23 protein-coding genes are annotated in these 21,553 nt (G+C 42.8%); all 23 read right to left on the reverse strand.

Annotated features, from left to right (window positions below):
• Nucleotides 1-5 precede the first annotated feature (5 nt).
• Nucleotides 6-1,061 carry an alcohol dehydrogenase gene (locus tag EHR06_RS05690; protein ID WP_135756124.1) on the reverse strand — a complete coding sequence of 352 codons (1,056 nt, stop codon included), beginning with the start codon at nt 1,059-1,061 and terminating at the stop codon, nt 6-8.
• Complete coding sequence (locus EHR06_RS05695) at nt 1,061-2,002, reverse strand: alpha/beta hydrolase (RefSeq protein ID WP_135756125.1); 942 nt, start codon at nt 2,000-2,002, stop codon at nt 1,061-1,063. The genes EHR06_RS05690 and EHR06_RS05695 overlap by 1 nt, the downstream gene beginning before the upstream one ends.
• 93 nt (nt 2,003-2,095) lie before the next feature.
• A complete protein-coding gene (locus EHR06_RS05700; RefSeq protein WP_135756126.1) occupies nt 2,096-2,716 on the reverse strand; it encodes a GNAT family N-acetyltransferase in 621 nt (206 codons plus the stop codon).
• A gap of 2 nt (nt 2,717-2,718) precedes the next feature.
• Complete coding sequence (locus EHR06_RS05705) at nt 2,719-3,189, reverse strand: tetratricopeptide repeat protein (protein ID WP_135756127.1); 471 nt, start codon at nt 3,187-3,189, stop codon at nt 2,719-2,721.
• Between the two features lie 47 nt (nt 3,190-3,236).
• Nucleotides 3,237-5,150, reverse strand: a complete 1,914-nt coding sequence (gene dxs / locus EHR06_RS05710) for a 1-deoxy-D-xylulose-5-phosphate synthase (protein WP_135756128.1) — start codon at nt 5,148-5,150, stop codon at nt 3,237-3,239.
• Nucleotides 5,151-5,168: 18 nt separating this feature from the next.
• Nucleotides 5,169-7,508, reverse strand: coding sequence for an adenylate/guanylate cyclase domain-containing protein (locus EHR06_RS05715; protein WP_135756129.1), 2,340 nt, complete (start codon nt 7,506-7,508; stop codon nt 5,169-5,171).
• A 261-nt stretch (nt 7,509-7,769) separates the two neighbouring features.
• A complete protein-coding gene (gene trpA / locus EHR06_RS05720; RefSeq protein WP_135756130.1) occupies nt 7,770-8,573 on the reverse strand; it encodes a tryptophan synthase subunit alpha in 804 nt (267 codons plus the stop codon).
• The gene (trpB, locus tag EHR06_RS05725; RefSeq protein ID WP_135756131.1) at nt 8,570-9,784 is read right to left on the reverse strand and encodes a tryptophan synthase subunit beta; all 1,215 of its coding nucleotides are present in this window, start codon (nt 9,782-9,784) and stop codon (nt 8,570-8,572) included. The genes trpA and trpB overlap by 4 nt, the downstream gene beginning before the upstream one ends.
• Before the next feature lie 17 nt (nt 9,785-9,801).
• The gene (locus EHR06_RS05730) at nt 9,802-11,538 is read right to left on the reverse strand and encodes a proline--tRNA ligase (protein WP_135756132.1); all 1,737 of its coding nucleotides are present in this window, start codon (nt 11,536-11,538) and stop codon (nt 9,802-9,804) included.
• 9 nt (nt 11,539-11,547) lie between these two features.
• Nucleotides 11,548-13,239 carry a site-2 protease family protein gene (locus EHR06_RS05735; protein WP_135756133.1) on the reverse strand — a complete coding sequence of 564 codons (1,692 nt, stop codon included), beginning with the start codon at nt 13,237-13,239 and terminating at the stop codon, nt 11,548-11,550.
• Entirely contained in the window at nt 13,233-14,402 is a 1,170-nt protein-coding gene (dxr, locus tag EHR06_RS05740; RefSeq protein ID WP_135756134.1) for a 1-deoxy-D-xylulose-5-phosphate reductoisomerase, read from the reverse strand. The genes EHR06_RS05735 and dxr overlap by 7 nt, the downstream gene beginning before the upstream one ends.
• 8 nt (nt 14,403-14,410) lie before the next feature.
• Nucleotides 14,411-15,325 (reverse strand): phosphatidate cytidylyltransferase, encoded by a 915-nt coding sequence (locus EHR06_RS05745; RefSeq protein WP_135756135.1) that lies wholly within the window; start codon nt 15,323-15,325, stop codon nt 14,411-14,413.
• A complete protein-coding gene (locus EHR06_RS05750; protein WP_135756136.1) occupies nt 15,318-16,043 on the reverse strand; it encodes an isoprenyl transferase in 726 nt (241 codons plus the stop codon). Before EHR06_RS05750 ends, EHR06_RS05745 begins: the two co-directional genes overlap by 8 nt.
• Nucleotides 16,044-16,045: 2 nt before the next feature.
• Complete coding sequence (gene frr / locus EHR06_RS05755) at nt 16,046-16,600, reverse strand: ribosome recycling factor (RefSeq protein WP_100707850.1); 555 nt, start codon at nt 16,598-16,600, stop codon at nt 16,046-16,048.
• Complete coding sequence (gene pyrH, locus EHR06_RS05760; protein WP_008592152.1) at nt 16,590-17,342, reverse strand: UMP kinase; 753 nt, start codon at nt 17,340-17,342, stop codon at nt 16,590-16,592. The genes frr and pyrH overlap by 11 nt, the downstream gene beginning before the upstream one ends.
• 3 nt (nt 17,343-17,345) lie before the next feature.
• A complete protein-coding gene (tsf, locus tag EHR06_RS05765) occupies nt 17,346-17,945 on the reverse strand; it encodes a translation elongation factor Ts (RefSeq protein ID WP_135756137.1) in 600 nt (199 codons plus the stop codon).
• 11 nt (nt 17,946-17,956) lie between these two features.
• Nucleotides 17,957-18,841, reverse strand: coding sequence for a 30S ribosomal protein S2 (gene rpsB / locus EHR06_RS05770; protein WP_135756138.1), 885 nt, complete (start codon nt 18,839-18,841; stop codon nt 17,957-17,959).
• A gap of 7 nt (nt 18,842-18,848) precedes the next feature.
• On the reverse strand, nt 18,849-19,109 hold the full coding sequence (locus tag EHR06_RS05775; protein ID WP_199775842.1) for a hypothetical protein: 261 nt from the start codon (nt 19,107-19,109) through the stop codon (nt 18,849-18,851).
• 22 nt (nt 19,110-19,131) lie between these two features.
• Nucleotides 19,132-19,515, reverse strand: coding sequence for a bactofilin family protein (locus EHR06_RS05780; RefSeq protein ID WP_135756139.1), 384 nt, complete (start codon nt 19,513-19,515; stop codon nt 19,132-19,134).
• 9 nt (nt 19,516-19,524) lie between these two features.
• Nucleotides 19,525-19,746: a tetratricopeptide repeat protein gene (locus tag EHR06_RS05785; protein WP_008592471.1), complete on the reverse strand. Its 222-nt coding sequence runs from the start codon at nt 19,744-19,746 to the stop codon at nt 19,525-19,527.
• 6 nt (nt 19,747-19,752) lie between these two features.
• Nucleotides 19,753-20,133: a holo-ACP synthase gene (gene acpS, locus EHR06_RS05790; RefSeq protein WP_086446726.1), complete on the reverse strand. Its 381-nt coding sequence runs from the start codon at nt 20,131-20,133 to the stop codon at nt 19,753-19,755.
• Nucleotides 20,130-21,194 carry a YbbR-like domain-containing protein gene (locus EHR06_RS05795; protein WP_135756140.1) on the reverse strand — a complete coding sequence of 355 codons (1,065 nt, stop codon included), beginning with the start codon at nt 21,192-21,194 and terminating at the stop codon, nt 20,130-20,132. The genes acpS and EHR06_RS05795 overlap by 4 nt, the downstream gene beginning before the upstream one ends.
• A partial coding sequence (locus tag EHR06_RS05800) for a diadenylate cyclase (protein WP_341867501.1) occupies nt 21,187-21,553 on the reverse strand: 367 nt, incomplete at its 5' end. The genes EHR06_RS05795 and EHR06_RS05800, both read right to left, overlap by 8 nt.

Raw genomic sequence — 21,553 nt, forward strand, 5'->3', positions numbered from 1 at the left:
CGGATCTATTTTCCGGATAATACCAATCTTCCCAATACCTTACCGGAAGATAGATCATTTAAAGCAGAATCCGCTTCTCTCAAATTCCTGATCTGGACTGGAACTGGGCGTATCTTTTTCTCGGATACGAGTTTTAGTAATTCCTTTAACTCGCCAGGAGAACCTGTGTAACTTCCTCGAACTGTTAAACTTCTGAGAGAAAGGATCGGGGTCGGGATCTTTAACTCTCCGCCGAATAATCCTACACCTATCAGAGTTCCATTCTTTTTCAAAAGAGAAAATCCTAAAGAAGAAGTGGCACTATTATTCACAAAATCGATCACGACAGAAACTCCTAAGGGACCGGAGATCTTTTTGACCTCAGCCGCCGGATCAGGATGAGAAGAAGTTACCGTATAAAATCCAAGATCTTTCAGTTTTTTCAAACGAGACTCTTCCAAATCCAAGAAGATCACTTTCGCTTCCGTAAGAAGAGGAACCAATTGAGAAGCAAACATCCCAAGTCCTCCTGCTCCTATGATTACCAATGAATCCGTTTTTTTAAGCGGGAGAGCTTTTTTCAAGGCGCCGTACGCTGTAAGACCTGCACATGCGTAAGAACATGCATACTCTGGAGAAAGATCATAAATATCTAAAAGCCATTTTTCATCCGGGACTAAGATCCGATCCGAATATCCTCCGTCTTGGTAGATCCCTAAAGATTTAGGAGCGGAACAAAGCTGCGGATTTCCGGATCCACATTCTTCGCAGGAACCACAGCCGATCCAAGGATAAACTAATTTTGTTTCTCCTACAGAAACGGATTTCACTTTAGATCCGATTTTTAGGACCCTGCCTACTACTTCATGACCAGGAGTGAGTGGGAGTTTGACTCCCCTATCCTTTACGAATAGTTTTTCTTCTCCTCCAATTTTATAATAACCGTCCCTTAAATGAAGGTCCGAATGACATACCCCGCAAGAGATTACTTCCAATAAAACTTCCGAATCTTTCGGTTCCGGGTCTTGTTTTTCTTCCCATTGTAAAGAGGATCCGAATTCTACTAATCTAATACTTTTCACTAATGTAAAACCTCTTTCCGTTTGAAAACTCTATCCATTTCTTCCGAGATCATTTTTAGTCCTACTTCAGGAGCCTTGAGTAAATTTACCTTTGTAAAAAATCCGTGGGTGTATCCTTTGAATTCTTTGAATAAAACGGAAACTCCGGCTTCCTTTAGCTTTTCTGCATATAGTTTTCCGTCGTCTCTGAGCGGATCAATATCTGCAATAAATACGATCGCAGGAGGAAGATCCTTCCAATCCGTTTGGTATAAAGGAGAAGCTTTGGCGTTGGATCTCGTAATTGGATCAGGAAGATATTGATCGATAAACCATTCCATATCTTTTTTAGTAAGCCCGGGACCTAATTCGAATTCTTTATAAGAATCTGTATCACAAATTGCTTCTGTAACTGGATAGATCAGGATTTGTAGATCGATTTTCGGACCGGATGTTTCTTTAGCTCTTAGAATGGTAGAAGCAGCCAAATTTCCTCCCGCACTATCACCTGCCACTACCAAGGGAAGTCCTTTCCAGAGATTCTGGTTTTGAGAAGAGATCCATTCTAAAGAAGAATACGCATCTTCTAACGGTAAAGGAAAAGGGAATTCGGGAGCGAGTCTATAGTCTACTAGAGATACGATACTTGAAGTGATCTCTGCAAGTTTGCGTGCAAATGGATCGAAATCTTTTAATCTTCCTACAACCCATCCTCCGCCATGGAAGTATAAAATTTTGGACTTAGGTTCCGATTTTGGAATATAATTTTTTATGAATACATTTCCGTCTTTGGAAGGGATGAAGATATCCTGGACTTCCCTCATGAGAGGACCTTCTCCCAAAAGTTCTCCGATCGCAGAATAACCGTCCCTTCTTTCCTGGATACTTCCTTGGGTAAAACCTGTGAGTCCCTTAGAGGAAATCAGATTTGCGTATTCCAACATCTCCGGAGCAAATTCCATTCTTTTCTCCCTTTATAAGTAAGGAAGAAAAGTATATTATAAAACAGACGATTTGTCGTTCCAGTTTATAGATCGGGAAAGAATAATATGGAATTAGAAGGAGGAACGATTCGCTTCCATATAATAATGATTAGGAACTAAACCTTTCGGCCCGGAAAAATTCCTGGCTTCTACGATCTCGAATCCTAATTTTTTATACAGACCTTGAGCATTCGGATTCTCTTGGGAAACATCCAAAGAAATTTTATCGTAACCCGGGTAAGTGGATATCGCAAATCGGATCAGCTTCTCCGCTATCCCTTGCCTTCTTTCTTTTTCAGGAACTGCGATATGGCCCAAGTATAATCTGCCGGACTTAGGAGGTTGGATCATTCCTTCCATACTGAGTCCACGAACTGCAACCTTAGGAGCTTTGAATCCATAAATTCGGAAAATATTTCCTGCAGTAGCAGCATTCTGGAAGAAGAAGTTCTCGGAGAGGAATATTACGATACTACCTACAACCTCTCCATTCTTCTCGGCCAAATAATGGTTCTTATAACTGAATGTATTCTTGGTCCCTTGGAAGGATTTGATCAGAAAATCCTGAGAGGAAATTTTTCCCTCATTGAATACATAGTCCCAGGCTGCAGGCCCGGAACTATAGATCAAAGGAACAGCGGAGGGCGCGTCTTCCGGCCTGGCAGGACGGATTGTAATCGGTTCTTTAGACATTCTTAGATTGCAGAGTTCAATTCTTCTCTTAGTCGTTTTGCTTCTTCAAAATCAGGCTTCATTACGATTGCCTTATGCAGATACTGCAAGGATCTTTCCGGGCGATTCCAGATCTTGTAAAGTGTAGCTAGGTTAAAAAGAGAAATATGAGGTGCGTCGTTTAAAGTGCAGCGAAGTGATTTTTTGAGCCAGAAAACGGATTCTCTTTCTCTTCCCATTCGAAGAAGTAGGATACCTATCTCGTTGCAAGGATTCCCGTATTCAGGATTCACTTCTACGGAACGGTAGAAATAGTACAGACCTTTTTTCCAATTGTTTCTTTGGTTTTCGATCAGACCCAGAAAAAAGTAGGTCTCATGGCTTTCGGTATCTTCTAAAGATGATTTTAACAGGAATTCCGCACGATCCAAATCGCCGGTTCTATAAAAAAATTTAGATGCTTCTAGCTTGTCTTCAGGCGTCAGGTTTTCCAATTATCTACCCGTTTTTATTTTTATTTTCGGACGCCTCTTGAAATAGCTTAATTCCGTTTTCCGTGTAGGACTTCCTTCTTTACATTTTCCCGAAGAAACTTGGAGATGCTCTGAGCATCCAAACCGTACTCCGTAAAAATTTCCTTCCTCTCCCCGTGATGGATCACCTCGGAAGGGAATGCGAATGTTTTGATAAAACGTCCCAAATACTCGGGAGAGATCCGGTTCAATAAATAACCGGAAGCTCCACCGTCTAGATAACTCTCATCCAGGATCACAAAATGGCGGACATGAGAAAGTTCCTCATCCAAAGCCTCTTTGCCCAAAGGACGAAGCCAAACCAGGTCGATCAATGTTACCGAATATCCTTCTTGTTCCAATAGACTAGCAGTCTTCTTGGCTTCTTCTAACATGGAACCGATGGAAAGAAGGGCGATGTCAGTTCCTCTTTGCAGAACCCTAAAACTTCCGGGTTTTAGATCCTTCTCCGCGCCGAAATCTAGACCGGAAAGTTCCACACTCGCCTTAGGGAATCGGATCGCGATCGGAGACTTATCGTAATGCTCCATATACTTAAGCGAATCCACCAGATCCTGTCCGGAAGAAGGCACGAACACATCCATATTCGGCAAGGAAAGAAGGTAACTTAGATCGAATAATCCCTGGTGAGTCTCTCCATCCGGCCCAACACAACCGGCTCTATCGATCACGAATCGAACAGGAAGATTCATAAGAGAAACATCTTCCACCAATTGGTCCATCCCTCTGGTCAAGAAGGTGGAATAAATACACATATAAGGGATCACATCCCCGTTAGTCATTGCACCCGCAAAAGCAACCGAGTGTTGTTCCGCGATACCTACATCGTAGACATGATCCGGGAATTTAGAAACATATTCCCCTAGTCCGGAACCTTCTATCATTGCCGGAGTGACTGCTGCAATTCGTGGATTTTTTTCGGTTAGATCGGAAAGCACCTTACCCACGATCTTAGAATAGGAAATTTTAGAAGAATCGCCTGAATCCATGGCTCCGTCTTCCTTGCGGAATGGAGTTACTCCATGGTATTTGATCGGGTCCTTCTCTGCTGGAATATATCCTTTTCCTTTTTGAGTGATCGTATGGAAAAGAACAGGTCCTTTCATTGTCTTGATCTTTCTCAGCATGGTAACTAGACGAACCACATCATGGCCGTCTTCCGGTCCTATATAAATAAAACCTAGGTCTTCGAAAAGCCCACCAGGTGTGAATACGTCTTTAAATCCTTTTTCTACTCTTTTGAAAAAGCTTTCCATTGCAGGTCCAACAATCGGGAACCATTTTAGAAAAGTATAAAATATCCTTTTCCAGTTCAGATAAAAATGAGAGCTGATGATATTATTCAGATAATTGGAAATGGACCCGACGTTCTTAGAGATGGACATATAATTGTCGTTTAGAACAACTAGCAGATCTTTTTTAAGGTGTCCCGCATGGTTCATCGCTTCCAAGGCCATTCCGGTTGCGATGGATGCGTCCCCGATAATTGCTGCGACTGAATAATTTTTTCCGGTCAGATCCCGAGCTACAGCTTCTCCCAATGCTTGGGAGATAGAAGTGCCCGCGTGTCCGGTATTATATAGATCGTAGACTGATTCTTCTCTTTTAGGAAATCCGGAAAGTCCTTTGAATTTTCGGACTGTGGAAAGTTTTTCTTTTCTGCCGGTAAGGATCTTATGAGGATATGTTTGGTGTCCTACATCCCAGATCAGTCTGTCTTTTGGAGTATCAAAAACGTAATGTAAGGCAACTGTGAGTTCAACAACTCCCAGGTTACTAGCAAAATGCCCTCCGATCCCGGAGAGAGTATCAATGATATAATTTCGGATCTCGGAACAGAGTTTAGGCAGTTCCTCGAGAGGCAATTTTCTGAGATCCACCGGAAGGCGGATCCCGTTCAATAACGAATCTTCCTGTTGCATGTATTCCGTCTTTGACGGTCATCGGGACTGCTCTACTGAATGCAAAGGTCTCCTCAGAAGTTTTAGGTCTTCTTCGTTCACTAAGTCGATCAGTTCATAGATCCGGACAGGTTTGGTTTTACCCTTTACCTTGACTAGGTCCAGTTCTCTGGCGATTATGCGGTCCTTGACCTTTTCGTATGTATATTCCGAAATAATAATATTTGTGGCATATTCCTTGTTGGATCCTTCCAGACGAGATCCCAAGTTAATGGTATCTCCCATACAAGTATAGTCCATCCGGTGAGAACTCCCCATATTCCCCACGACAGCAGGTCCGGAATTTAATCCGATACCGATGTCCATCACAGGAAGGTCTCTTGCTTTCCATTCTTCTTTCAATACAGCCAGTCTTCTCATCTGAGCGAGAGAAGCTGCGCAAGCGTAGTAAGCATGGTCTTCTAGAGGAACCGGAGCCCCCCAGAAAGCCATAATCGCATCCCCCATGTATTTATCAATCGTTCCCTTGAACTCGATAATGATCTCGGTCATTTCCGATAGGTACTGATTCAGGAATTGGACCAGTTCTTCCGGACCCATTTTTTCGGACATGGTGGTAAATCCGCGGATATCCGAGAAGAAAATGGTAATATCCTTCTTGGATCCTCCCAAGTTTAGATTTTCCGGATTCTTGAGAAGTTCGTCCACAACGTCTTTGGAGACGAATTTGGAGAATGTTGTGCGGATATATTTTACGTTCTCTTCTTCCGTTAAGATCTTATAAACTATGATCCCCACGAATATGAAGAATTGCTCTATGATTATCGTTGGAAATGCATAGATATAATTAAATGTATCAAAATTAAAAACGACTATAATTGTATAAGCAAGTGCGGTCAAAATTACGAACAAAAACCCCCAGGAGGTCTTCATTCGAGGAAGTAAAATGCCCATAACGAAACCCATTGCTAGAAAAATTAAGAAATTCCCTCCCAACGAAAGGTTAGAAAGAAAATCTTGATTTAGAATGGTATTAATCGCATGTGCGTGGTGCTCAATCCCGGACATATCTCCGAATGGAGATAAGTGAGTATCTTTTGCGGCACCTCTTCCTGTCGCATAAAACATCGCCACGAGGAAAATATGATTGTTTAGCTGGGTAGCTGTTTCATTATCCCAGCCCTCAGAAACTTCGAAAAATTCAGTAGTATTATAAGAATAAACACCGCCTGGAAAGTTAATTTCCATTTGGCCGAATTCATCTATCGGAATAGTAATCGATCTCTCTTCGTTCGGCTTAGCGAGAATATCTTCTGTGACAGTCTTTAACGTAACGCCATCGATACGAGTGGTTGTCTTTTGGGGGATATTTTTGATCTTTATATATTTTCCCATTACCACTTCGACGTCTTTTTTGAGATCTACCCCGTAATAATTGCAGGCGATCACCAGGTCTATCGATGCATAATATTCGTTCTCATTATTTGGACCGGAGCCGATAATTTTTGCAACCAATGGCATCTTGCGATTTAAGCCGGATTCATCTTTTTTAATATTAGCAAAACCGAGTCCGATTGATTTTTCGGCTACCGGCTCGATTGGACCTTGCGGAAATCTAAGCCAAGCAAATACTCCCGGATCGACAACATTCTCGATTTTATATTTTCGGAGGATATCCGTTCTTCTTTCTAAATTACGTATCGCTTCCCGGCTCTCTAAACGAGTTTCCATAGGATAGTCGAACATTACCCGGGGATTATGAGTAAGTGCCTTTGCCATCGCCTCGGTCTGACCAGGCTTATAGTCCAAAAAGAAAATATCGAACATTAAGTAATTTGTAGATGATGCGAATTTATCTATTACCTTTGCATAATATTCCCAAGGAAGCGGCCAGACTCCACCCAGCTCCTCCAAGGTTTTTGTGTTAATTCCGATGATATGTATATCCCTGCGAGCTTTCTTCGGAGGGTTCATCCTGATCTGGGACACTCTTCCCTTATCGGATTCGATTTCTTTCAGGGCTTCCTTATCGTCCCCCTTAGGGCCGCGTAAAAGATTGAATCTCCAAGAAATGGAATCTTCTTCCAAATCAGCAAGAGGAGTAAAGGTAACGTATAGATCGAACCAAACCAGGGATACTATGATCGCCAACCAAAGACTTCCGGCTAGCTGAGGATTTTTTGCGACCTTGGTAATGGTTTTATAGAAGAAGTAAGATGGTGCAAATAAGAAAAGCGCACCTAATAGCAGAAGTTGAATTGCGTAATCCGATTCGGAAAAAAACGCATAATAAAAATGTGCCAGAATACCGAGGGTTGTAGTGACCCCAAAAATAATATCCACAACGGTAAATTTCTGGGCTGATTTGGACTCGCTCATTCTTTCCTCCGATCCGGAAGATTCTCTCTACCGGGACGGTTTCGTCAATTTTCTTCCCGGTTCAGGAAAGAAAATATCGACTATTTCACGCAGAGGCGCTAAGGCCGGAGGGTTTTGGGGTAGGATCAAATTCAGAAACTTTTAATCTCTGTGACTCCGTGACTCTGCGTGCCAATTTTTAGTATTTTAATTTCACGCAGAGGCGCTAAGACGCGGAGGGTTTAGAGGAATGTAGGAACTCCTACTTCACGGCTTTGCGTGCTAGTTCTTTCCTCTCAAAGAACCGGAAATCGATTGCGCGTATTCTTCCAGTTTTTTTCTACAAAGACTAGGATTAGAACCATTCTCTTCTATGATCCTTTGTACGGCAGATCCTATGATGATCCCGTCAGCGTACTGGGAAATTTCTTTCGCCTGGTCCGCGTCCGAGATCCCAAACCCAGCACTTACTGGAAGAGAAATCACTTCTTTCGTTATTTTGATCCTGTCTTCCAGATCCGCAGAGATGGATTTTCTTTCACCGGTCACTCCATAAGAAGTCACATAGTAGATAAATCCGGAAGCAAAGTCTCTAATTCCTTTCATACGATTCAAAGGAGTAGCTGGGGTGACCAAATGGATCAGATCCACCCCTCTTCTTTTTAAGGATTTGAATAATTCGTCAGTCTCAGGGGTATCATATGGAAGATCCGGGATGATCATACCTTGGATACCCGCGATCTTTGCCTTCTCCGCGAACTTTTCGAAACCGTAATGAAAGATAGGATTAAAATACGTTAGATACACTAAAGGAATATGAGGATGTAAAGAATGTATCTTCTCGGTCGTTTCCAAAATTGTATCCATGGAGAATGGATTTGCAAGAGCACGTTTGAATGCTTTTTGGATCACCGGTCCATCTGCAACAGGATCCGAGAATGGGATCCCCAATTCTAAAATATCAGCGCCGCCTCTGATAAGAGCATCCGCCCAATCCACACATAGGTCGTAGTTTGGATCTCCTAAAGAAATATAAGGAATGAATGCGCTTTTTGAATCTGAAAAAACGCTCTTAATTGCGCTCAAATCAAATCTCCTTGTGAAAAACCGACAAGTCTTGCTACTTCTGCTACGTCTTTATCTCCTCTTCCGGAAAGACAGATCAGAATGTCTTTTTTCTTTCCAAGCTCTTTTGCAAGATCCTTGGCAAATCGGAAAGCATGAGCAGTTTCTAATGCAGGGATGATACCTTCTACCCTGCAAACTTCCATGAATGCGTCCAAGGCTCCCTGATCGGAAACAGTCTCGTAGGTTACTCTTCCGGAAGAATGTAAATGAGCGTGTTCAGGTCCTACACCTGGATAATCCAATCCGGCAGAAACAGAATGAGCAGGAACTACCTGTCCACCTTCGTCTTGGATCACCAAAGTTTTGGTTCCATGTAAAAATCCGGTCTTACCAAAAAGCATTGTGGCAGAATGTTCCCCGGGAGAAGGTCCTCTTCCCCCGGCTTCCACACCGTACAATTTTACTTTTTTATCATTTAGAAATCCGTAAAACATTCCCATTGCATTGGAACCGCCGCCTACACAGGCAACCACAGCGTCCGGAAGTTTATCGTTCTCTTTTTTGAACTGCTTTTTGGATTCTTCTCCCACTACTTTTTGGAAATCGCGGACGATCGTAGGAAAAGGATGAGGTCCGATCACCGAACCTACTATATAATGAGTATTAGAAACATTTAATGCCCAATCTCTCATCGCTTCCGAAGTTGCGTCCTTTAAAGTTGCAGTCCCGGAAGAAACTCCGATCACTTTCGCACCGAGCATCTGCATACGGATCGCATTCAGTTTTTGACGGCGGAGATCTTCTTCTCCCATAAAGATAGCTGTTTCAAATTCGAATAAAGCACCCACCGTAGCAGTTGCCACACCATGTTGGCCTGCTCCTGTTTCTGCAATGATCCTACGTTTGCCCATTGCTTTTGCAATAAGCGCCTGGCCGATCGTATTATTGATCTTATGGGCGCCTGTATGATTCAGGTCCTCACGTTTGAGCCAAATTTTAGCCCCACCCCAAGCTTTGGTCAGTTTCTCCGCATAAGTCAGAGGAGAGGGTCTTCCGATATAATTCTTTCTATAAAACTCCAGATCCTTTTGGAATTTTTTATCCTTACGGAGTTTATTGTAAGTATCTTCCAACTCGATCAATGCTTCGGTCAAGATCTCGGGGGAATATCTTCCTCCAAAATCTCCGAAGTATCCTTCTTTTTCAGTGAAGCTGCGTTCTTTAGCCATGACAGTTTTTGAAGGGATTAATCTCCCAACAACTCCTGGTATAATTCCTGACGTAGATTTTCTACTCTTGTATTCAGATCATCAAAGTCCGTGAATTTGAAAGTTTCATCCTTATCATATTTACGATTATAGATGGAAATTTCTCCGGACTCGAAAAACTTTTTACCGACGGTGATACGGATCGGAAAACCGATCAGTTCGGAATCCTTGAACTTAAATCCGGGCCCCAGATCTCTTTCGTCCCAGAATACCTCGAAACCTTCGTTCTTTAGATTTTCGTAAAATTCTAATGCTTTTGCGTCTTGCTCCTCACCTTTTGTAAGAGTAACAAGGCCGATCTCGAAAGGAGCGATACTGATAGGCCAGTAAATCCCCTTATCATCATTACATTGTTCTATAACGGTTGCCATGGTGCGGTTTACACCGATACCATAACATCCCATGGTGAGAGTTTTCGCCTTACCTTGTTGGTCCAGTACTTGGATCTGGAAGGACTTAGTATATTTATCTCCAAGTTTGAAGATATGACCTACTTCTATTCCTTTTTCTGCTTTTAGTGTTTTTGCGCAAGTAGGACAAGGATCCCCTTCTCTTGTAAGAGCCACATCAGCAGTTTCATATTGGATCTTGATCTCGGAAGAAGGAACATATCCTTGGATATGGAAATCTTCTTTTCCTCCACCAACTACGTACGCTCCATCTTTCTGGATAGAAGAGTCTAAAATCACTTTAAACCCGGCGCCTACATCGGAAGGTCCGATAAACCCGGGCACTAAATTAGAACTTTTTAATTCAGCCTCGGGGATCATATCCAAGTCGGACCATTTCAAATAAGCTTTCAGTTTATTTTCATTCAGCTCCAGGTCCCCGCGTAGGAATACCAACAGTTTTTCTTTTCCATTTTGGAAGGCAACTGCCTTGATCGTATCCTGAGGGCGAACATTTAGGAAAGAAGCAACATCTTCGATGGACTTTTTGCCTGGAGTTGCCACTTCCTTTTTGACTTTAGGACCTTTTGGAGAATCTTCTGCCTTTGCTATAAAAGGAGTTTTTTCACTATTAGAATTATAACCGCAGTCTCCACAAAGAAGAAGTGTCTCTTCTCCAATAGGAGAAACCACCATAAATTCTTCGGAAGCGGAACCGCCCATTGTTCCAGAATCCGCTTGGACAGGGATCGTTTTCAAACCGCAGCGTTGGAAAATTTTGCGGTAAGCGGTTCTCATATCCTGATAAGTCGCATCCAAAGAAGCCTCGTCCAAATGATAAGAATATGCATCTTTCATAATGAACTCTCTAGAACGGATCACTCCGAATCTAGGGCGGATCTCATCCCTGAACTTGGTATGGATCTGATACACATTGATCGGCAGATCCTTGTATGATTTCAGTAGAGGTTTTACTAAATAAGAAAAAGATTCCTCATGAGTGGGACCGAGTGCATACCATTGGTCATGACGGTCTTTCACTCGCATCATTTCCGGGCCCATAACACTCCATCTTCCCGATTGTTCCCAAAACTCGGAAGGTGTCATGATCGGAAGTTCGAATTCCAATGCACCGGTTGCGTCCATTTCTTCGCGGACGATATTCTCTATTTTTTTAAGGATACGTAACCCTAACGGTAGGAAAAAATAAAATCCTGAGCCTGATTTTCTGACCAGACCTGCTCGTATCATCAGCCTATGGGAAGCGACTACCGCGTCCGAAGGATTTTCTTTTTCCGTAGGTACTAAATATTTAGATGCTCTCATGACTCTCGATTATCTTAAGAAATCGTGATAAGTCACATAGAGGCCTAAGGATAAAAGGAAGAAGAATCCTAATCTCAAAACCTGTTCTTGAACAGCCATCGGCAAAGGTCTACCGGCGATCGCCTCGTATGTGAAAAAAACGATATGTCCACCGTCGGCTACAGGAATCGGAAGTAAATTCATTATCATTAAAGCGATCGAAATAAATGCCACGAACTGAAAGTAAGAATAAAAACCGTCTTCTAAGAATTGGACTGAAACTTTAGCGAGTCCAACCGGGCCGGAAACGCTGTCCTTTACCTTCAATCTTCCGGAAAAGATCATCCCGAGTCCTCTCAGGTTATCGCTGATCATTTTTCCCACGTCTTTGCCTGATTGTAAAAACGCCTCACCGAAGGAAAGTTTTCGGTCCATACTTTCCTCTTTCACGTGCATCTTAGCAGTGAAACCTAAAAGACCGATCTGGTAGAATCCGAGTGTTGTGTCCCAGACTTGGCCCTGGACTTCTAACTGAACTCTTTTGCCGACTTGAGCCTGGACTGTCTTTTTGAAATCTTCTAGATCTGCAAAAGTTTTACCGTCCATCTTCAAGCTTAGAAGTTTCAATTTAATTTCAGGATCATGGCTTCTGAGACTGATAGTGCTGATAGGTATCTCAGGATATTTTCTGTCTCGAACATCTTTTAATTCCACAACGAACGCGGCAAGAGGTGTCATTTCCACCTCTGCTTTTTCACGGGTCCATGGATTGAGAAGAGGATACGTTTTACGATCCACTTCCAATTTTACTTTTTCGTTCTGGAATTTCCCGAGAGTACGTTGCAGTTCAGGAACGGTATGAACTTCTATCCCGTTTACCGATAAGATCCTGTCTCCGTCGTTCAGATAATCTAACGCTCTGGATTCGATAGCTTCTTTATTGAGTCTTGCTTCTTGTAAAGCGAGCTCACGAGGAGAAAGTTTTGGGTCTAACGCCGCCTTTCTTTCCCTTTGTTTTCTATATTCTGCCGCTTCTCCGTTCGGATCTAAGAAAGAAAGTTTTTTCAAGAACCAATGACTCAGTGTGGAACCGTATCCGAAGTCGACCTGGACCTGTCTTTCTCCAGCAAAATCCACTCCGATCTGAGGATCGGAAAAATGAAATTCTAGTTCTTTTCCTTCTCTTTCCACTTTGAGCTGGATATCTTTTCCACGAGCAAGTCCAAGCTCGGATAATAATTCATATTTGGATTCCGTTTTAGTTCCGTTAACGGAGACTATTTTATCTCCACTTCTTAAACCAGCTTGGTATCCGGAAGAATATTCCGTAATCGCAGGCTCAATATAAATTTTAGTTCCGGCCGGAGAATAACCGATCGCATACAGACCGAAGATAATAAAAAATCCTAGGATCAAATTGAATAGAGGTCCGCCGAAAACCGGGATCATTCTTTTTAAAGGAGGAGTGGATAAAAATTCTCCCTTCTCCCCTTTTAATGCTCCGCTTTCGTCTCCCTTGAACAGAACATAACCGCCTAACGGGATCCCGGTGACCTGGAAAGTGGTCTCACCGATTTTCTTTTTCCAAATCCCTTTTCCGTAACCAATGGAGAAGATCCTGGCTTTTACACCTACTACCCAGCCCATGATCAAATGGCCCAGCTCATGTATAAAAATACAAAGGGCCAGCATGAATACGATGCCTAAAATATCTGCTAACATAAATGCACTACCTTATCTTTAGAGAAATGGAAGGCCAATTCTCTGGCCTTTCTGTCCGCTTCTTCATATCCTTCTAAATCTTTCGGAAATGAATTTGGGATTTTTTCCAAAACATTTCGAATGAGAGAAGGTATCTCCGTAAAAAGAATTTTACCTTGTAAGAATAATTCCACAGCCACTTCGTTAGAAGCATTAAAGACAGAAGGAGCAGTGCCTCCAGTTCTTCCAGCCTCATACGCCAGCGCCAAACCAGGATATCTTTCCAGGTCCGGCTCTAAAAATTCCAGAGTTCCCCAAGAAGTAGCGGGATGAGATCTTAAAACTTTAGGAACTATTTTAGGATAATATAATGAATGCGCCACAGGAAAGATCATATCAGGATATGAAGCGTATACAAAACTTGCTCCGTCCTTTGTTTCCACCAAACCGTGGGCAATACTCTGAGGATGAATGACCACACCTATCTTATCATAAGAGAACCCGAAAAGGAAATGAGCCTCTATTACTTCTAATCCTTTATTGATCATTCCTGCGGAATCAATCGTGATCTTAGGACCCATATTCCAGGTAGGATGTTTGAGAGCCTGTTCGATCGTTACTTTCGGAAGATCTTGTAAGGCAAGTTTACGAAAAGGTCCACCGGAAGCGGTCAGGACGATTCTTTCGAGTGAGTCCTTCTTCATATTTTCTAAAAGTTGGAAAAGTGCATTATGCTCCGAGTCTACCGGAACCAAAGATGATTTAGAATTTTCTAATAAACTTCTGATATAAGGCCCGCAGCTTACCAAGGTTTCCTTGTTTGCGATCCCTATTTTTTTACCTGCACGGATCGCAGCAACAGTCGGCCTGATCCCGCTTGCGCCTACGACTGCTGTGACAACTGTTTCTATTTCCGGATCTGAAACGATCTCTTCTAAACTTTTAGATCCGTACAGTACATTCGTATTTCCGATCTTATTTCCGAGTACGGTTCTATCCGCAGTGTCGGAACTGATACATAGAACATCCGGTTGGAATTCCTTCGCAATCGATTCCGCTTTTTGTAAATTGGAATGTACGCTGAAAGATACCAACCGAAATTCTTCCGGAAATTGGCGGAGTATTTTGAGAGTGGACTCTCCTACCGATCCGGAGGCACCCAGTATAGAGACGCCTCTTTTCATATTGTTAGTTAGACCGGAAATCCCAGAGCAACCTTGATCTGAAGATAAAAATAAAGGATAGGAACCGTTAAAAGTAAAGCATCCGCCCTATCCAAAATTCCACCATGACCTGGGATCAAATTCCCGGAGTCTTTTACCTTAGCGTCCCTTTTCATTGCGGATTCCAATAGGTCTCCTATGATACCAACGAAAGATAAAATTAAGGAAGTTAAAAATACTTCTGCACCTGAAACTAAAGGTGCAACACCTGTGCTTCTTTCCCAAATGGTATTCAGAAGGAATACTGAACCGATCGCGACTACGATCCCGGAAGCATAACCTTCCCAGGTTTTTTTAGGAGAGATTGCAAGTCCTGCTGGATTTCTTCCGAACCAACGCCCGCCGAAATATCCCCCCACATCGGTCATAAATGTGGCAACTGAAACCAAGAACACATAATAGATCCCTTGGTTCATTCCCAAAAGAAGAAGTAAATGCCCTAACGGAAGTGCCGCATAAACCACTCCTAAAATCGTGGAACTTACGGAAAAGATCGCCCCATCTAGAGGCCTTCGTAAAATTTGGAGAAGGAAACTGAATAGAAAAAGTAATACAAAGGAGAAGGTCACCGCGTCGAAACTAGGCACAAACAGTTTAAAATGTGTCTGGAAGAATATAGGCGGCTCGAATTTGTTCTGAGAAGCTACAAATCTAAAATAATAAATTAATAATATTATAATAAAGAAGAATATCCCGGTTCCCTTGAAGGGTCTTCCGTCCTGGCCCCTATCGGAAAGCCTGTAAAATTCCGTCAGACCTATCACTCCTGCGACCAGAAGTATTACCAGGGTTTGTAAATAGTAAAAATCCCTGTAAAAGATCATGAACAGGTAGAGGGCTACGAGCACAGCCGCGGAAAGGATCCTTTTTGTAGTTTCACCCATTCTCTAAACCTCCGAATTTTCGGGTCCTTCTTGCGAACCAATCCAGCGCCTCTCTCAGATCCTTGTCTCCGAATTCAGGCCAAAGATTTTCCGTAAAAAAAAGCTCCGCATAAGCGGATTGCCATAGAAGGAAATTGGATAATCTCCTCTCCCCAGCGGTTCTAATCAATAAATCTACTGCCGGAAGGGGGTACGTATACAAATATTTTTCGAGTTCTTTTGTGCTGATCGGTTTTTGGATGGAGATGGACTTCTTCTTTCTTTCTTCCGCTAATCTGGAAAACGCGCTTAAAATCTCTTCCTGGGACCCGTAATTTAAACAAAAGTTCACGGTTAATTTGCGGTTTTTGCGGGTGATCTCCGCAGCATGATCGATTTTAGATAAAACCAATGAACTCAGTTTTTTTCTAGAACCTGAATGTAATATTCTGATCCCTTTCGCATGGATCTTATCCAAACGTGAATCTATAAATTCCACCAATAGATTGAATATGGATCTGATCTCTGTGATCGGACGTTTCCAGTTTTCAGTGGAAAATGCGTACAGGGAAACTACTTCGAGACCCAATTCCAAACTGGAGTCCATCAGACGATCAATTGCGTCTGCACCTGCTCTATGCCCTTCGGATCTGGAAAGTCCTTTAGATGTCGCCCATCTTCCGTTCCCATCCATGATGACGGCCACGTGACGGGGGATTTTTTTTTTGGAAGAAGCCAAGCTTAGACCGTAGTGATTTCTTTCTCTTTTTCAGCGGTAATTGCGGAAACTTTGTCTATATAAGAATCCGTAATTTTTTGCACCTGGTCTTGCAGAGTTTTTAATTCGTCTTGGGAAATTCCTTCGGAATGTTTTTTAAGATCTTCCATAGCATCACGGCGGATGTTCCTTACGGCGACCTTCTTCTCTTCCGATTTGGATTTTACCACTTTTGCCAATTCTTTACGTCTTTCGCCGGTAAGTTCCGGGATGATGATACGAATTACAACCCCGTCGTTCGTAGGTTGTAGCCCTAGTCCGGAAGCTTGGATCGCCTTTTCGATATCTTTCATAGTTCCCTTATCATAAGGAGAAACTACCAGAAGTCTAGGCTCAGGAGCGGAGATATTTCCCAATTGATTGATTGGTGTAGGAGTTCCGTAATATTCTACTCTAAGATCTTCGATCAAAGCAGGATTCGCCCTGCCGGTCCGGACTCCCGCAAAATCCTTTTTCAGGAGTTCCACGGTTTTATCCATCTTGGACTTCATTGCGTTGATTACTTCTTCATTCGCCATCGATCCGAATATCCTCCGAGTTAGAGATCAGGGTACCTATTTTTTTATCCCCGAGAACCAAATCTTTTAAATTGCCCCGCTTAAAAATGTCAAATACGATTATTGACATATTGTTTTCCATACAGAGGCTGAGGGCAGTAGAATCCATAACTTTCAATCTACGTTTGATGGATTCCATAAAGGAGATATGAGTATATCTTTTAGCGCTTGGATCTTTTTTAGGATCCGCTTCGTAAACCCCATCCACCTTAGTGGCTTTTAGGATCACTTCGCATCCTACTTCTACTGCTCTTAAACTTGCTGCGGTATCGGTAGTAAAATAAGGGTTACCTATTCCACCTGCAAATATCACGATCCTTTTCTTTTCCAAGTGACGGACCGCTCTGCGGCGGATATAACTTTCTGCGATGGAATGAATATCTATTGCCGACTGAACTCTAGTGTAGAGTCCTTTTTTTTCGCAGGCATCTTGAAGAGCCAATGCGTTTTGGATGGTTGCAAGCATCCCCATATAATCTGCGGTGGCTTGGTCCATTCCCACCTTAGCGAGATTTGCTCCTCGGATCAGGTTTCCCCCTCCGACTACCAGAGCAATCTCTACTCCTAATGAATGAACTTCTTTGATCTCTTCTGCGAGTGAATGGGCTTTATTACTATCAATCCCAAACTCTCCCTCTCCGGCAAGTGCCTCACCGGAGAGTTTAATTAAGATCCGCTTATACTTAGAAGTTTCCTCGGCCAAGGTTTACGCGCCGCCTACCTGGAAGCGAGCAAAACGAGCAACGACGATGTTTTCACCGAATTTCGCAATAGCTTCCTTAACCAGATCGTCAACGGTCTTAGTGTTATCCTTGATGAAGGCTTGGTTCAAAAGGCATACTTCAGAGTAATACTTTTTGATCTTTCCCGGAATGATCTTTTCGATCTGTTCCGGTTTTTTACCTTCTTCTTTTAATTGAGCTTCCAAAACCTTAGTTTCACGCTCGATATCTTCTGCAGGAACTTGTTCTTCGCTTACGTATAAAGGAGCCATAGCTGCGATTTGCAGACAGATCTCTTTTCCGAGAGCTTCGAAAGCCTCGTTGCGTGCAACGAAGTCGGTCTCAGAGTTGAGCTCAAGTAGAACTCCGATCTTTCCGTCTCCGTGGATATAGGAAATATTTCTTCCTTCTTTGGTCACGCGTCCCGCTTTTTTAGAAGCCTTAGCGATCCCTTTTTCACGCAACCAATCTGCGGATTTGTCTAGATCGTTATTATTCTCTACAAGAGCTTTTTTACAATCCATCAATCCCGCACCGGTGCGGTCTCTTAGTTCCTTAATAAGGTCGGTAGTAGATGCTGACATGATCTTCCCTCTTACTCGCCTTTATCGATTTCAATAGCTGCAGGAGCTTCCGGAGCCGGAGTAGCTGCTGGAGCAGGTGTTTCTTCTTTTTTAGAAGCGACCGGATCCTCGTCCATAATGAACTTACCGCTTTCGTCGTATTCACCTTGGTATTCAAGAGCAAGCGCTTCCGAATCCAGATCTTCGCTGAAGCGAGGTTGTTCCACAACTCCACCAGTTCCTTCGATCACCGCGTTAGACATGGTTTCGAGGAATAAGGAGATCGCGCGGATCGCGTCGTCGTTACCTGGGATTGGATAGTCGATCAATTCAGGATCACAATTGGTATCAACCACTGCGAAAATTTTAAGACCAAGTTTACGTGCTTCTTTTACCGCGATCTCTTCTTTTTTAGGATCGATCACGAAAAGAATTTCAGGAATACTATTCATGTCCTTGATCCCGCCCAAAGTTTTGCGGAGTTTATCCAATTCTCTACGAAGAGATAGAATTTCTTTTTTAGTTTTAACTTCTTTTTCGAAGCTATTATCTGCTTCCATTCCCTCTAGTTTTTTCAAACGAGCGATGGATTTTTTAACCGTATTCCAGTTAGTTAAAAGTCCGCCCGGCCAGCGGTTATTGATGAAGAACATGCTACAACGGATTGCTTCTCTTTCGATAGCTCCTCTCGCTTGTTTTTTAGTTCCTACAAATAGGACTTTTTTTCCTTCGGAAGTAATCTTCTTCAACGCGTCATAAGCTTCTTTAGCTTTTTGAACTGTCTTTTGAAGGTCGATGATATGGATCCCGTTTCTTGCTGTGAAGACATAGGGAGCCATTTTCGGATTCCATTTTCTTGTCTGGTGACCGAAGTGAACTCCGGTTTCCAGAAGGTTTTTCATGGAAATTACTGACATGAGTTGTTTACCCCTTTTTTAGTACGAAGAACAATGTCGCCACAAGTCCCAAGAGACTTGCAGGGGTAACTTGTGCTTCGACTTTAATTACGTAAAGTTCCAGCCGAACCGGTTCTTGTAAGAGGTAGACGGAGAGGATATGGACCCCAAAAACGTTGTCGATGATTACTCCGACTACGGCTCCGGCCAAGGTTCCTAATAAGATGGCTAATGCGATTTTGGCCGCTTTTCCGCCGTCCATAGGTCGTTTCGGGCTGGCAGATACCAATTTTTCAGGTCGGACCGAAGGGTCAATCCTTATTAGGCAGGATCATCTCGCAGTTGCCTTCGAAGATCACTCCATCCGCGATTTGCAACTTTGCAGTCTTGATGTTTCCGTTTACTTTTCCGCTAGGAAGCATTTCTAATCTTTGGGTAGCGATCACGTTGCCTGTGATCTCTCCACCAACGATTACAGTCCCTGCCTTGATATTGGCTCTGACCTTTGCTCCTTCGCTGACTAATAGAAATCCTTCGGATTCTATTTCTCCCTGGAATTCACCTGAGATTTCCAAAGGTTTTTTGAAGTTCAGAATTCCTGAGAAATGCGTGCCTCTTCCTAAAACAGTGGAGATAGTCCCGAATTCGGTTACAGTGCGGCTTGGTTTGGATGCGGTTGCGGCTTTTTTTGACATGATACCAGATTATTTCGTTTTCATCTCGAAAACCCCATCCCAATCTTCAGGTGGAGGATTCGCGATAAATGCTTCGCAGCGTCCTATATATTTTTTAGAAGGCCCGTCGTTCGGAGTGATCTCTACTGCTTTTTTGAACAGTTCCCAAGCTTCCTTGAACTTTCTATTCTTGTACAGTGCGAGACCCTCGTCGTACAATTTAAGAGTTTGTTTAAAAGACTCGGTGACCATTAGCGCTCACTCCTTATAGAGAACGACAACTGCAGTGGAATAATTTTCCGCATGGCTGATGGATACGGAAACACCGCTATAGCCTTTCTCGAGGAACAATTCTTTCGATTTTCCGTGAAGTACCAATTCTTTTTTTCCAAAATCTTTCCCGAAAAGTTCGATTTCTCTCATATCTAAGATCACTTTGTCTCCGGGTTCTATGGCCTTGATGAATGCTTCTTTTACGCAGAATCTTCCGCTCAGATGAGGGACCGGATCTTTCCTACCCGAGCAATAAGCGATCTCAGTTTCTGAAAATACTCTTTTCAGAAATCTTTCTCCATGTTTATCGAGCAAGTCCCTGATCCTGGAATTTTCTACTATATCATTCCCGATGGTGATCTTCATTCTTCCTCAGGCTCCGGCAGCGGTTCTTCCGAACCCGGATCCGAGTTTCCATCCCCCCCATCTTCACTTCCGGTTCCACCTGATCCAATATCTGGACGGACACGATACAGTATGGAAATTCGATCCGGGAAAACTCCCTGTATCTCTACGGATTTTAAACTAGGAGCCTTTTCCAAACGGACTTTTGCGACCACAGGTTTTCCATCCGGAAGGATCTTTTTGGTTTTGGGATCGTATTTATGAGAACATACCACACTTGCATTCAGACCCTTGATGATCTGGATACTTCGCAACGGAGTTCTGGATTGTAGTTTTACGGAAACTTCCTGCTCCGAAAATTCCGCTTCCAGATTTTTATCTAGATTCTGGCATTTTACGGGAACACCCAGAACTATACTTTCTCCAGGAGTGGAAGAATCCGCTACGATATTCACCGTTACCGAAACTTCTTTTACATTATCCCTGTATCTTAAACCCGCAGGAAGATCCGGGACCTTAAATTTCTGAGTGAATGTTTTTGTTTTATCTTTCAGGGAGATAGAAGGTAGACTGACGATTCGCCCAACCTTGTCGAACTCGGATGGATTCCCTACAACTACCAAACTTGTGGGGGAAACGAAATGAGAAGATTTGATATAATCCTTAGGGGGATCTCCCGCAAGTTTAGGTTCTATAATAAGAGTCCTACTTACGTTCGATTCAACTAGGATCTTGACCTTCTCCTTTCCTGGAATTTTAGAAATCCTTAAACCAGGAGTGGTGCCGCCAAAACGAACAATATTTACGATATTCTCCCCAGGATGAAGATCAGCAGGAGAAATATACGCCTTTAAAGAAGGAGTATAGAAGTTCACATAGTCTCTGACACCTTCTACCTTAACCGGAAAAGTAGTGTCGGATCCTTTAGCGATGATAAGTCCGCCGGTAAGTTTAGGATATTCTATCTTTATATTTACTTCTCTAACTAGTATTTTAGAATTTTGTAAATTGATATAGAATAATGTGGCTAAAATGATGGAGCCAAGTTTTGCCTGCCAGTTGTTCAGAAGTGCCTTAATCATGCGACTCCCCTGCTTCTTCCGAATCGAACTTTTTGTCTGCATTCGGATTTCCCGGCCCTGCTTTTTTCTCGTGAAGGATCGTATTCAAAAGATTTTTTAATTCGATCGGTTTTACGGGATGGATCATTTCCCCGTCATGACAGACCGAAATTTCACCGGTTTCTTCCGATGTTACTACGATAACTGCATCCGATTCTTCCGCAATTCCGAGAGCCGCTCTATGTCTTGCGCCCATACGAGCATCGTCCAAATTTTGTGCCATAGGTAAGAATGCACCTGCACATGCGATTCTATCAACAAGCCTTCTTCTTACCATATTCAAAAAGAACACTGCACTCCATGACGGGGCGGTCATCATA

It is taken from the genome of Leptospira dzoumogneensis, from assembly GCF_004770895.1.
GTDB classification, from domain to species: Bacteria; Spirochaetota; Leptospiria; order Leptospirales; family Leptospiraceae; genus Leptospira_B; species Leptospira_B dzoumogneensis.